General features: G+C 75.2%; 12 protein-coding genes. 9 read left to right on the top strand and 3 right to left on the bottom strand.

Annotated elements, in window-relative coordinates:
* Positions 1-440: hypothetical protein (locus EBN88_RS23795; protein ID WP_122399120.1), on the bottom strand; the 440-nt coding region annotated here is incomplete at its 3' end.
* Between the two features lie 291 nt (positions 441-731).
* On the opposite strand from EBN88_RS23795, the gene fmt reads away from it, so the two are divergent.
* The 5 genes from fmt to EBN88_RS32085 all read left to right on the top strand — a co-directional run bounded on the left by fmt (position 732) and on the right by EBN88_RS32085 (position 5,323).
* Positions 732-1,664: a methionyl-tRNA formyltransferase gene (gene fmt, locus EBN88_RS23790; RefSeq protein ID WP_122399119.1), complete on the top strand. Its 933-nt coding sequence runs from the start codon at positions 732-734 to the stop codon at positions 1,662-1,664.
* Positions 1,665-1,763: 99 nt separating this feature from the next.
* The gene (locus EBN88_RS23785; protein WP_122399118.1) at positions 1,764-3,188 is read left to right on the top strand and encodes an RsmB/NOP family class I SAM-dependent RNA methyltransferase; all 1,425 of its coding nucleotides are present in this window, start codon (positions 1,764-1,766) and stop codon (positions 3,186-3,188) included.
* A 46-nt stretch (positions 3,189-3,234) separates the two neighbouring features.
* Positions 3,235-3,945, top strand: a complete 711-nt coding sequence (gene rpe, locus EBN88_RS23780) for a ribulose-phosphate 3-epimerase (RefSeq protein WP_122399117.1) — start codon at positions 3,235-3,237, stop codon at positions 3,943-3,945.
* Positions 3,946-4,005: 60 nt separating this feature from the next.
* Positions 4,006-5,034, top strand: coding sequence for a sugar-binding transcriptional regulator (locus tag EBN88_RS23775; RefSeq protein WP_122399116.1), 1,029 nt, complete (start codon positions 4,006-4,008; stop codon positions 5,032-5,034).
* Positions 5,035-5,182: 148 nt separating this feature from the next.
* Positions 5,183-5,323 carry an MmyB family transcriptional regulator gene (locus EBN88_RS32085; RefSeq protein WP_233580890.1) on the top strand — a complete coding sequence of 47 codons (141 nt, stop codon included), beginning with the start codon at positions 5,183-5,185 and terminating at the stop codon, positions 5,321-5,323.
* Here the strand turns inward: EBN88_RS32085 and EBN88_RS23765 are convergent.
* Positions 5,304-6,194, bottom strand: coding sequence for an LLM class flavin-dependent oxidoreductase (locus EBN88_RS23765; protein WP_233580888.1), 891 nt, complete (start codon positions 6,192-6,194; stop codon positions 5,304-5,306). The genes EBN88_RS32085 and EBN88_RS23765 overlap by 20 nt on opposite strands.
* 315 nt (positions 6,195-6,509) lie before the next feature.
* Here EBN88_RS23765 and EBN88_RS23760 point away from each other — a divergent pair, with 315 nt between their 5' ends.
* The 3 genes from EBN88_RS23760 (at position 6,510) to EBN88_RS23750 (ending at position 9,363) form a co-directional block, all read left to right on the top strand.
* The gene (locus tag EBN88_RS23760) at positions 6,510-7,949 is read left to right on the top strand and encodes a GuaB1 family IMP dehydrogenase-related protein (RefSeq protein ID WP_122399114.1); all 1,440 of its coding nucleotides are present in this window, start codon (positions 6,510-6,512) and stop codon (positions 7,947-7,949) included.
* 83 nt (positions 7,950-8,032) lie between these two features.
* Complete coding sequence (locus EBN88_RS23755; RefSeq protein WP_122399113.1) at positions 8,033-8,725, top strand: class I SAM-dependent methyltransferase; 693 nt, start codon at positions 8,033-8,035, stop codon at positions 8,723-8,725.
* A 179-nt stretch (positions 8,726-8,904) separates the two neighbouring features.
* The gene (locus tag EBN88_RS23750; protein ID WP_122399112.1) at positions 8,905-9,363 is read left to right on the top strand and encodes a phospholipase; all 459 of its coding nucleotides are present in this window, start codon (positions 8,905-8,907) and stop codon (positions 9,361-9,363) included.
* Positions 9,364-9,448: 85 nt separating this feature from the next.
* Here EBN88_RS23750 and EBN88_RS23745 read toward each other — a convergent pair whose 3' ends face one another.
* A complete protein-coding gene (locus EBN88_RS23745; protein WP_122399111.1) occupies positions 9,449-10,795 on the bottom strand; it encodes an MFS transporter in 1,347 nt (448 codons plus the stop codon).
* A 54-nt stretch (positions 10,796-10,849) separates the two neighbouring features.
* Between EBN88_RS23745 and EBN88_RS23740 the strand changes: the two genes are divergently transcribed.
* Positions 10,850-12,064 (top strand): ROK family transcriptional regulator, encoded by a 1,215-nt coding sequence (locus EBN88_RS23740; protein WP_122399110.1) that lies wholly within the window; start codon positions 10,850-10,852, stop codon positions 12,062-12,064.
* The last annotated feature ends 720 nt before the right edge of the window (positions 12,065-12,784 follow it).

Here is a 12,784-nt window from a genome sequence, read left to right as displayed (position 1 = left end):
GGGGTCGTCGCGGCGGGCTGGGGGCGGCGGGCCGGCGGCACCGCCGGGGGCACCGTGCCGACCGGGGCCTCCCGTCCCCCGGCCGGCGGCGCCGGCCGCCGCGCCCCGTAACGCCGGTGCACCGCCTGCTTGGTGACCCCCAGCGCCGAGCCCACCGCGTCCCAGGAGAACCCCAGCGAACGGTCGAAGTCGACCGCCGCTGTGACCAGCGCCTCCACGCTGTCTCGCAGCTCCTGGGCCAGCCGCACCGTGGGCGCGGGGGCCCGCCCGTAGACCACGAAACCGGCCGAGGGGCCGGTCCGTCGTGGTCGGTAGACGTTGCCCAACTGCGCGGTGAGCGTACGCAGGGCGTCCACCTGGCGGCGAACCCGCTCGATGTCGCGTACCAGCAGATGCAGGCTGGCCCGCGCCTGAGCGTCAGGGGTGGCGTGGTCGGCCATTTACAAGCCTCTCGAACCGGCGGCAAGGAAGGGACGGGCCGCGAGGGACCCGTCTGCGGTCAATCTGTCTTGACCAACGCGCCACCGGGCGCCTGAGTCACGCCCTCGGCGCGCATCGTCAACACGGCGGAGCGCACGGCCCTCAGCCCTGCGCCCCCCAGTGCCCCCGGACGCACCAGCACGCCACGGAACGTAGACTCTGCGGGCGCTCACCCCGCCCCACGCGCGGGCTCGTTGGGCCCGCCCGCCCCTGGTCCCGTTCACACACGTCCGAGAGGTCACCCACCCACGATGAGGCTGGTTTTCGCCGGCACCCCCGAGGTCGCCGTTCCCGCGCTGGACGCCCTGCTGGCGTCCGACCGGCACGAGGTCGTCGCCGTCGTCACCCGCCCCGACGCCCCGGCGGGCCGGGGCCGGAGGCTGGTCGCCAGCCCCGTGGCCGAGCGGGCCGCCGAGGCCGGGATCGAGATCCTGCGGCCGCGCCGCCCCAAGGACCCGGACTTTCTCGACAGGTTGACGGAGATCGCCCCCGACTGCTGCCCCGTGGTGGCCTACGGCGCGCTGCTGCCCAGGCCCGCGTTGGACATCCCGGCCCGGGGCTGGGTCAACCTGCACTTCTCCCTGCTGCCCGCGTGGCGCGGCGCCGCGCCCGTTCAGCACGCGCTGCTCGCCGGCGACGAGGTGACCGGCGCCAGCACCTTCCAGATCGAGGAGGGCCTGGACTCGGGCCCGGTCTACGGGGTGATCACCGAGGAGATCCGCCCCCGGGACACCAGCGGCGACCTGCTGACCCGGCTGGCGCTCGCCGGCTCCGGCCTGCTGGCCGCCACCATGGACGGCATCGAGGACGGCAGCCTCACGCCACGCCCCCAGCCGACCGAGGGCGTCAGCCTCGCGCCCAAGCTGACCGTCGAGGACGCGCGGGTCGACTGGAACGCGCCGGCGCTCCGCGTGGACCGGGTGGTGCGGGCGTGCACGCCGGCGCCCGGCGCGTGGACCACGTTCCGTGGCGAGCGGCTCAAGCTGCGCCAGGTCGAGCAGCTGCCCGACGAACCCGCCCTGGCGCCGGGCGAGTTGTGGGCCGACAAGCGGACGGTGCGGGTCGGCACCGGCTCCCACCCCGTCGAGCTGGCCTTCGTGCAGCCGCAGGGCAAGCGGCCCATGGCGGCCGCCGACTGGGCCCGGGGGGTGCGGGTCGCCGAGGGCGAACGACTCGGCGGCTGAGGCCACCGGGCCCCGCCCCCGTACCCTGGACCCCGGCCGCACCGGCCACCAGCCCGTTCTCCACCCGTTCCACCCGTACCCGCCGGAGTCAACGTTCCCGTGAGCAGTCGGCAGCGCCGTCCGTCCAAGCCCTATCGCCGCCCCCAGCGGGACCCCGCGCGCATCCTCGCGTTCGACGCGCTGCGCGCCGTCGACGAACGGGACGCCTACGCCAACCTGGTGCTGCCGCCGCTGCTCGCCCGTGCCAAGCGGGAGGGCAGCCTCGACGACCGGGACGCGGCGTTCGCCACCGAGCTGGTCTACGGCACGCTCCGCCGCCAGGGCACCTATGACGCGATCCTCGCCGAGTGCGTGGACCGCCCGCTGCGCGAGGTCGACCCGCCGGTGCTCGACGTGCTCTCGCTCGGCGTCCACCAGCTGCTCGCCACCCGCATCCCCACGCACGCCGCCGTGAGTTCGGCGGTCGAGCTGGCCCGCTGCGTGGTCGGCGACGGCCGGGCCAAGTTCGTCAACGCGGTGCTACGCCGGGTCACCGCCCACGACCTCGACGGCTGGATCGAGCTGCTCGCCCCGCCCTACGCCCGGGACCCCGAGGGCCATCTCGGCCTGCGGCACGCCCACCCGCGCTGGGTCGTCGGCGCCCTCTGGGACGCGCTGGGCGGGGAGCGCGAGGAGATCGAACGCCTGCTGGTCGCGGACAACGAGCGCCCCCGCGTCACCCTGGCCGCCCGCCCCGGGCGCAGCACCCCGCAGGAGCTGCTGGCCGGCGAGGGCGCCGAACCGGGCCGCTGGTCGCCGCAGGCCGTGCGGCTGGCCGAGGGCGGCGAGCCGGGCGCGGTGCCCGCCGTCGTCGAGGGCCGGGCCGGCGTGCAGGACGAGGGCAGCCAGCTGGTCGCGCTGGCCCTGACCAACGCGCCGCTGGGTGGCGGCCCCGACCGCCGCTGGCTGGACGGCTGCGCGGGACCCGGCGGCAAGGCCGCGCTGCTCGGCGCGCTCGCCGCCGAACGCGGCGCCGCCCTGGTCGCCAGCGAACTCCAGCCGCACCGGGCCCGGTTGGTGGCCCGCGCCCTGGCCGGCAACCCCGGCCCCTACCAGGTGTTGGTCGCCGACGCCCGCCGCCCCGCCTGGCGGCCCGCCAGCTTCGACCGGGTGCTGTTGGACGTCCCCTGCACCGGACTCGGCGCGCTGCGCCGCCGGCCCGAGTCCCGCTGGCGCCGCCGCCCCGAGGACCTGGACCGGCTCGCCACCCGGCAGCGCGAGCTGCTGCGGGCCGGCCTGGAGGCGCTCCGCCCCGGCGGCGTGCTCGGCTACGCCACCTGCTCCCCGCACCTGAGCGAGACCCGACTGGTGGTCGCCGACGTCCTCAGGGGCCTGGCCGACACCGACCTCACGGTGGAACGGGTCGACGCCCGGCCGCTGCTGCCCGGCGTTCCCGAGCTGGGCGACGGGCCAGACGTCCAGCTGTGGCCGCACCGCCACGGGACCGACGCGATGTATCTGGCGCTGCTGCGCCGAGCGGGCTGAGGGCAGCGGCGGACCGGGGCCGAACACGATGTTGAATACTGGGGCCATGGCCCAGATCAACCCCAGCATCCTGTCCGCCGACTTCGCCCGCCTCGCCGACGAGGCCCGCGCCGTCGAGGGCGCCGACTGGCTCCATGTCGACGTCATGGACAACCACTTCGTGCCCAACCTGACGCTGGGCGTGCCCGTGGTCCAGTCCCTGCGGAAGGCGACCGACACCCCGCTGGACTGCCACCTGATGATCGAGGACCCGGACCGTTGGGCGCCGTCGTTCGTCGAGGCGGGCGCCGGCTCGGTCACCTTCCACGCCGAGGCCGCCGCCGCGCCGGTCCGCCTGGCCAGGGAGATCCGCGCGCTGGGCGCCCGCGCCTCGATGGCGCTGAAGCCAGCCACGCCGATCGAACCGTTCGAGGACCTGCTGCCCGAGCTGGACATGATCCTGGTGATGACCGTCGAACCCGGCTTCGGCGGCCAGGCGTTCCTCGACATCATGGTGCCCAAGATCCGCCGCACCCGGGCGCTGATCGAACGCCACGGGCTGCCGCTGTGGCTCCAGGTCGACGGCGGGGTCTCGGCCGACACCATCGAGCGCTGCGCGGAGGCGGGGGCCGACGTCTTCGTCGCCGGCTCCGCCGTCTACGGCGCCGACGACCCGGCGGCCGCCGTGCGCGGGCTGCGCGCCTCGGCGGAACGGGCGGCCGAGCGCGCCGCCGCGGAACGGGCGGCCGCCGCCGGGCGGGGTGCCTCCGAGCGGTGAACCGGTTCGCGTTTCGTCTGCGAGGATTGAACGCGGAACGTGACCGGGGACACAGGGCCGATGAACAGTGAGGTGAGTGCGGTGCCGACCGGGAGGTCTGCCACACGGATGGGGCCCGCCGAGCTGATGCAGGCGGCGGCGATGGCACGGCGCTTCTACCTGGAGGGAAAGTCCAAGATCCAGATCGCGGACGAGTTCGGCGTCAGCCGCTTCAAGGTCGCCCGGGTGCTGGAGTCGGCGGTCGAACAGGAGCTGGTGCGCATCGAGATCCGCGTGCCCGCCGAGCTGGACGCCGAACGCTCCGACGCGCTCCGCTCGCACTTCGGCCTGCGCCACGTCGTCGTCGCCGAGTCGCCGACCGAGGCGACGGAGGACACCCCGGACCCGGAGCACCTCGGCGAGGTCGCCGCCGAGCTGCTGGAGGAGCTGGTCGCCGAGGGCGACGTGCTGGGCCTGGCCTGGGGAAGGTCAACGATCCACATGGCGGCGGCACTTCGCCATCTGCCGCCCTGCACGGTGGTCCAGCTGACCGGCGTCTACGACGCGGGCGCCGAACGCGGGTCGGTCGAGGCGGTCCGCCGGGCGGCCGACGTCTCCGGCGGCGAGGCGCACCCGATCTACGCGCCGATGCTGCTCTCCGACCCCGGCACCGCCGCCGCGCTGCGCGCCCAGCCCGGGATCGCCGCCGCCTTCGACTACTTCGACCGCGTCACCATCGCGGCCGTCTCCATCGGCACCTGGGAGACGGGGATCTCCACCGTCCACGACATGCTCGGCAAGGAGGAACGCGACCACTACGCCTCGCTCGGCGTCGCGGCGGAGATGTCGGCGCACCTCTTCTCCGCCGACGGGCGACGGATCGGCCGCGACCTCGGCGAACGGTGCATCACCGTGGAGCCGGAACGGCTGCGCCGCGTCCCCGAGGTCGTCGCCATCGCCGGCGGCCGCCGCAAGGCGGGCGCGATCAACGCGGTGCTGCGCTCCGGGCTGGTCACCAGTCTGGTCACGGACACGGCGGCGGCGGATCTGCTGCTGGCCACGCCGGCGCCGGCCCGGCCGGCGCTGGACCGGGCGGACCTCGACGCGTGACGCTGGCCGCCGGGCGGCACCAAGGGCGGGTGGGTGGGACACCCCGCGTCCCGGCTCAGACGAGGTGCTTCCCGGAGGCCGCTGTGCGACTTCGCCTCCGTGCCAGAGGCCGAGCGCAACCACGCGCACGGTCTTCACCGAGCCGGCGATGCGCGAGATCTACTCCGAGTGGGAGGACGTGGCCCGCACATGCGTGGAGGTGCTGAGGATGGAGGCCGGCGTCAGTCCCGCCGATCCGGCCCTCACCGCTCCTGTGGGCGACCCCGCGCTCACCCCACCGCGTCGATGATCTCGTCCGTGACCCACCGCGCCACGCCCTCCGGGAACGGCGCCGGCAGGCTGAGGACGATGTGGGTCGCGCCGGTGGTCAGCAGGTCCGTGACCACCGCGCGGGTGGCGGCTGGGTCGGCGTAGGAGACGTGGGTCTGCACCGAGCGCGTGATCTCGCCCGGGTCGCGGCCGAGTTGGGCGCACGCCGCGTCCAGCGCGGCGGCGCGCTCCGCGACGCGCGCGACGTCGGCGTGCGGCGGTCCCGAGATGTTCCACAGGTCGGCGTGTTCGGCGGCGACCCTCAGCAGCCCGTCGCCCGAGCCGCCGATCAGCAGCGGCAGCCGCCGCGCGGGGCGGGGCGCGGCGTGGGCGCCGGTCAGGCGGTAGTGGCGGCCGGCGAAGTCCGTCGGCTCCTCGTTCTCCCACAGTGCGCGCAGCACCCGGCAGCTCTCGTCGAGCCGGGCCAGCCCGACGCCGGGCGTGGGCGGCTCGATGCCCAGGGCGCGGTACCCGGCGACCGCCCTGGCCGCAGGCCCGGGGGCGGCGGGTTGGCCGGAGCGGGGGAGGGTGGGGCCCATGCCGAGGCCGACGGTGAGGCGGCCATCGGAGATGCCCTCCACCGTCGCCGCCATCTTGGCCAGCAGGGCGGGTGGGCGGAGCCGGTTGTTGGAGACCAGCAGGCCCAGGCCGATCCGTTCGGTGGAGGCGGCGAGCGCGGCCAGCGTCGTCCAGCCCTCCCAGGTCGGCCCGGTCGGCGGGCCGAAGAGCGGCGGGAGGTGGTCCCAGAGCCAGGCGTGCTCGATCCGCTCGATCCCGTCGGCCTCCCGCCAGACGCGCAGCAGGTCCGCGTAGTCGGTGTGGGCCGGGGTGGTCTTGATGCCGAAGCTCAACCGGCGGCCGTTCGTTCCTCCGCTCGCCGCACCCCGCGATGCCAGCCGTGATGTCACCCGAACCCCCTGTTGCCGCCCAACCGTTGGGCGCCATCGTGGCAGCGGCGTCGGGCGGCCGGGGCCCGGGCGGGGGAACGTCACCCGGGGTGCGAACGCGCGGCGGGTGGTGCGTTTCGCGTCGCGCGCCCCGCGAGCCGGCGCGCACGCGAGCGCGTGGGGGCGCGTGGACCATGGACGACCTGGGTGATAATGGCACAGGAGCCGCAGCCTCCCACCCGCCATCCATATCGAGCCACAGCAGGTGAGAGCGCGAGCATGAGGTTCCTCAACGACGCGAAGCCGTCCCACGACCTGACCTACGACGACGTCTTCATGGTCCCCAACCGTTCCTCCGTCGGTTCCCGGCTCGCGGTCGACCTGTCCTCGCCGGACGGTTCGGGGACGACGATTCCCCTGGTGGTCGCGAACATGACGGCGGTGGCCGGCCGCCGGATGGCCGAGACGGTGGCCAGGCGCGGGGGCCTGGTGGTGATCCCGCAGGACATCCCGCTGGACGTGGTCACCGAGGTGATCGCCTGGGTCAAGCGCCGCCATCTGGTGTTGGACACCCCGATCACGCTGGCCCCGACCCAGACCGTGGCCGACGCGCTGGCGCTGCTGCCCAAGCGGGCGCACAACGCCGGCGTGGTGGTCTCCAACGAGCGCCCCGTGGGCATCGTCACCGAGGCCGACCTGACCGGCGTCGACCGGTTCGCGCAGGTCGGCGAGGTGATGTCGCGCGACCTGCTGGTGTTGGCGGCCGACCTGGACCCCCAGGAGGCGTTCACCACCCTGGACTCGGCGCACCGCAAGATCGCCCCGGCCGTCGGCCCCGACGGGCGGCTGGTCGGCATCCTCAGCCGCAAGGGCGCGCTGCGCGCCACCCTCTACCAGCCGGCCGTGGACGCGGACGGCCGGCTGCGGGTGGCCGCCGCCGTCGGGATCAACGGCGATGTGGCCGCCCGCGCCGAGGCGTTGCTGGCCGCCGGCGTGGACACGTTGGTCGTCGACACCGCGCACGGCCACCAGGAGTCCATGCTCGCCGCGCTGCGTGCGGTCGCCGCGCTGCGGCCCTCGGTGCCGGTGGTGGCGGGGAACGTGGTCTCGGCCGAGGGCACCAGGGACCTGATCGAGGCGGGCGCCGACATCGTCAAGGTGGGCGTCGGCCCGGGCGCGATGTGCACGACCCGGATGATGACGGGCGTCGGCCGGCCGCAGTTCTCCGCCGTGGTGGAGTGCGCCGCCGAGGCGCGGCGGCTGGGGCGGCACGTGTGGGCGGACGGCGGGGTGCGGCACCCCAGGGACGTGGCGATGGCGCTGGCCGCCGGGGCGTCCAATGTGATGATCGGCTCCTGGTTTGCCGGCACCCACGAGTCGCCCGGCGACCTCCAGCAGTCCGCCGACGGGCGCCTGTACAAGGAGAGCTTCGGGATGGCCTCGGCCCGGGCGGTGCGCAGCAGGACCGCCGAGCAGTCGGCGTTCGAGCGGGCGCGCAAGGGCCTGTTCGAGGAGGGCATCTCCACCTCGCGGATGTTCCTGGACCCGGCGCGGCCCGGCGTCGAGGACCTGATCGACTCGATCATCGCGGGCGTGCGTTCCTCGTTCACCTATGCCGGGGCCGCCAACCTGGCCGAGTTCGGCGAACGCGCCGTGGTGGGGGTGCAGTCCGCCGCCGGCTACGCGGAGGGCAAGCCGCTGCACGCGAGTTGGCAGTAGGGGACCCCGCGCGGGGCGGGCCGGCGCGGGAGAAATGGGGGGAACGGTGGTCGGTGGCGCACGGACCGTGATCTGATGATGGCATGAGTGGACGTACCCGTGAGGGATACAGCGGAACGGGTCCGGGGCCCATCACCCCGGACGGCTGTGCGGTGGAGCGGTGGCTGCGGCTGCCGGTGGGGCGCGAGCCCAACATCATCGAGCGGGCCGTTCCGGCGGGCGCCAGCATCCTCGAACTCGGCTGCGGGGTGGGCCGGGTGACCCACCCGTTGGTCGAGCGGGGCTTCACGGTCACGGCCGTGGACGAGTCCCCGGAGATGCTGGAGCACGTCCGGGGGGCACGCACGGTCTGTGCGGCGATCGAGGAACTGGACCTGGGCGACGAGAGGTTCGACGTGGTGTTGCTCATGTCGTTCCTGATCCACAACGCCGACCCCGAGGTCCGCGCGGGCATGTTGCGCGCCTGCCGGCGCCATGTCGCGGACGGCGGCGCGGTGTTGATCCAGCGGGAGGGGGAGGACTGGCACCAGCGGGTGCCCAGGGAGGCGAAGACGGGGGATGACGGGCTGATCCGCGTCGCCTCGGCCGAGCCGATCAACGACGAACTCACCGAGATCCGGGTTGAGTACGAGTTCCCCGACGCGGAGTGGACGCACACCTTCCCCTCCTACCGGTGGAGCCGGGAGGCGTTCGAGGAGGCGCTGGCCGGCGCCGGGCTTCCCGTGGAGCGGTATCTGACCCTGGACCGCACCTGGGTGCTGGCCCGGCCGGCGTAGGCGCGGGACCCGCGCCGCGACCGCGCCGGCCCGCCCGGCGTGGGCGCGGCGTTGCCTGTTCGTCAACTTCCTTCACCCGACGGAGGGTTGAGCATTCCTGTCGGGGTGCATAGGTTCGACTTCCGGTAGTGAACGGCCCGCCCGACCCGGGCGGGCCGCCAATCCCGGGAGGATGCGCCATGCGCACGCGTCAACGGATCGCCACCCTGTTCACGGCCCTCGCCCTCAGCCTGGGCGTCATCTCGGTCTCGGCCGCGCCGGCCACCGCCGCGCCGGCCGACAAGCCGCAGGTGCTGAGCAGTTGGACGCAGACGAGCGCCAGCAGCTACAACGCCTGGCTCTCGGCTCGCAACAACCAGGGGGCCTGGGCCTCCTACGGCTTCGACTGGAGCACCGACCTGTGCTCCTCCTCGCCCGACAACCCCTTCGGCTTCCCCTTCAGCTTGTCATGTGCGCGGCATGACTTCGGCTACCGCAACTACAAGGCGGCCGGCACCTTCGACGCCAACAAGGCGCGCCTGGACAACGCGTTCTACCAGGACCTGCTGCGGGTCTGCGACAACTACTCCGGCGCCCAGGGCGCGGCCTGCGACAGCACCGCCTGGACCTACTACCAGGCGGTGCGGCTGCTCGGCTGACGCCGTTCGCACCCGCTGAACCCGGCGGGGGCCGGGCCGCGTCGGCCCTCGGGTCACTCGGTCCGGCCCCGCCCCCTGTTCACCCTCAGCCCTCGGCCCGGTCCCCGGCGCGGGGCGGCGTCCGTTTCCCGGCGCCCGGCGCCGAGGCCACCGGCGCGCTCGGCCTGGACCCGCGCCCCAGCACCCCCGCGCCCACCACCAGCAGCGCCGTCGCGACCGTGACCAGGGCGAACGACGCCCGCAGCGACGCCAGTTCGCCGATCGCGCCGATCAGCGTGGGCGCGACCAGGCTGGCCGTGTAGGTGATGGTCGCCACGCCGGCGATCGCCCGGCTCGGGTTGGGCCCGCTGTGTCCGGCCGCCGCGAACGTCAACGGCACCACCACCGCTATCCCCACCCCGATCAGCGCGAAGCCCGCGACCCCCTGGGCCGGCACCGTGGCCGTCACCACCAACAGCCCACCCAGCGCGGCCAGTCCGCCGCCGCACCGCACCGTGCGCACCGGGCCGAGCCGCCGCACCACCGCGTCCCCGAGCAGCCGGGCGACGGCCATCGTCGTGGCGAACGCCGTGTAGCTGGCGGCCGCCACCGTCTCCGAGGCGCCCGTGAGATCCCGCAGATACACCCCGGACCAGTCCATGCTGCCGCCCTCGGCCAGCACCGCGCAGATCCCCACCGCGCCGATCAGCAGCGCGGAGCGCGGCGGCAGCGCGAAGCGGGGCGGCGCCGCCTCGTCCCCGCTCGGCCGCACGTCCAGCAGCCCCCGGCAGGCCGGCACCACCGCCAGCAGCAACAGCGCGACGACCAGCGGGAGATGAACCCGCGCGTCCCACTCCAGCGCGACGGCGCCCACGCCCAGCGCCGAGCCGGTCAGGGTGCCGACGCTCCACAGCCCGTGCAGCCCCGACATGATGGACCGTCCGTGGCGCTCCTCCACCTCCACGCCCTGGGCGTTCATCGCCACGTCCGCCATCCCGGCGGTCGCGCCGAAGAGGAGGAGCAGCACGCAGAGCGCCGGCATGTTCGGCGCCATGACCGGCAGCGCGGAGGCCGCGATCCACAGCGCCAACAGGCCCCGCACCGCCGCGCGGGCGCCGTGCCGGTGGATCACCCGGCTGGCCAGCGGCATCGCGACCGAGGCGCCGACGGCCGGGAAGGCGAGGGCCAGGCCGAGGGCGGCCGTGCTGAGGCCCAACTGGTCCTGGAGCCAGGGGATTCGGGTGACGAAGCTGCCCGAGGCGGCGCCGTGCAGGGCGAACACCGTGCCAACGGAGACCCTGGCCCGGCGCACCCGGGCCGCGTGCGACGGTTCGACGGCCGAGGGGGCGACGGTCGGCGGCTCGACGGTCGGCGGGGAGGGGGTGGGGTGCGGGCCGGTCGAGGGCTCGGGGCGGGGCTCACGGGGCTCGCCTGGGGGATCGGGGAGAGACATGGCAGGGAAACTATCAGGAAGGTTGCCTAATAGTAAGGGGATAGAATCCCGGCCATGAGCAGCGTGCGCACCGCCACCCCGCAGACCGCCCGGGCCATCAACGACCGGATCGCGCTCGAACTCCTCACCGAGCACGGCCCGTTGACCGCCGCCCGACTGCGCGAGCTGACCGGGCTCTCCCGGCCAAGCGTCGCCGAACTGCTCGGCCGGCTGGGCCGCGAGGGGCTGGTCGACGTGGTGGGGGAGGCCGGCGCCGAGCGCCGGGGACCCAACGCGCGGGTCTACGGGCTGGTCGCCGGCCGCGCCCATGTGGCCGCCCTCGACGTCCGGTTCGACGGGGTCGAACTGGCCATCGCCGACCTCGCCGGCGCCACCGTCGCCACCAGGGCGCTGCCGCTGGTCGACGCGGCCGGGCCGGCCACAGGCGGTCAACACCCCATGGTCGCGGCCGCGTTGGCGGCCCTGGGCGAGATCGGCGACGCGGCCGGCGTCGCCGAGCCGCACACCGTGGCGCTCGGCGCCCCCGGGCTCGCCGACCCGGCCACCGGCGCCCTGCGCTTCTCCGACGCGCTGCCCGCCTGGCACCGCGAGCTGCTGGCCGCGCTGCGGGAGAACCTCGACGCCCCGGTGCTGCTGGAGAACGAGGTCAACCTCGCCGCCATCGCCGAACACCGGCTCGGCGCGGCCCGCGACCGCGACACGTTCGTCCTGCTGTGGCTGGGCGCCGGCGTCGGCGCGGCCGTGGTCCTCGACGGCGCGCTGCGCCGGGGGGCCTCGGGCGGCGCCGGCGAGGTGGGCTTCCTGCCGGTGCCAGGCCGCGTGGGACTGCCCTCGGCGACGGACTGCGAGGCCGGCTTCCACGGCCTGGTCTCCGGGGCGGCCGTGCGCGCGCTGGCGGCGGAACAGGGGCTGCCGGTCGGGGAGTTGGCGCCGGGCGAGCTGGCCAGGCCGGAACGGCTGGTCGCGGAGGCGGCCGAGCGGGGCACCGGACCGTCCGGCGCGTTCCTCGACGAGCTGGCCGGCCGGGTGGCGCTGGGCGCGGCCTCGGCGGTCGCCGTGCTTGACCCGGGCTGTGTGGTGCTCGGTGGCGAGGTCGGCCGGGCCGGCGGGGCCGCGCTGGCCGGCCGGGTGGCGGAACGGCTGGCGGCGATCTCGCCGCTCGACACGGAGGTCCGCGCGGCGACCGTCACCGGCAACCCGATCCTCGGCGGCGCCCTCCTCACGGCCCTGGCGGCCGCCCGTGCCGACCTCTTCGCGACGGACCGCTGACCGCGAGCCCCGCCGGGGCTCGCGAACCGAACCGGCGGTGAACGTTCGCGGTCGCGATGGATTTCGCGCCTCGCGATGGATGGTGCCCGCGACGACGGCTCGGGCGGTGGCGCCGGCCTCGGGGGCACGCCGACCGGCGGAACGGGACGACTTCGCCGATCACAGGGCTCTCCGAATCCTGGAGCGGAGTGGTTCTCCGTCTGTGGGCTCGGTGGCACGTGGAGTGGAGTGGTTCTCCGCCCTGCGGCCTCGGCGACTCCCGAAGCGGACCGGTTCTCCGCTTGCGGGCTTGGTGACCTCCCGAATCGGACCGGTTCTCCGCCTGTGGGTTCGTCCCCCTCCTGGAACGGAGCGGTTCTCCGCTCCTGGCCTCGGCTGACTCCTGTCGAAGAGTGGTTCTCCGCTTGCGGGCTCGGCAGGCTCAGGGCGGCCCCGGGGGCGGAGCCCCGAAGCGGGGTACCCCGCAGGGCGCGAACCGGCCGTGCGCGGAGGTGACTTCACCGGGAGCGGCCCGCAGGGCATGTCCCGCTCGCCGGGCGCGGCCTCGGCGCGCGGGGAGGCGCCCTCCGGGCACCCGCTCCGCTCGCCCGCGCCGCCCTCGCCACACCGCCGCCCCCGCCACAACGCGCGGCCCCTGTCGAACGCCCGGCCGCCCCAGGCGGGGTGAGGCCGGCCCGCAGGGCGGGGAACGCCACGAGGCGCGCGAGCGCCGCCGGCGCC

Source organism: Streptomyces triticirhizae, from assembly GCF_003696235.1.
Classification (GTDB): Bacteria; Actinomycetota; Actinomycetes; order Streptomycetales; family Streptomycetaceae; genus Streptomyces; species Streptomyces triticirhizae.
This window is presented reverse-complemented; position numbering and strand designations above follow the sequence as displayed.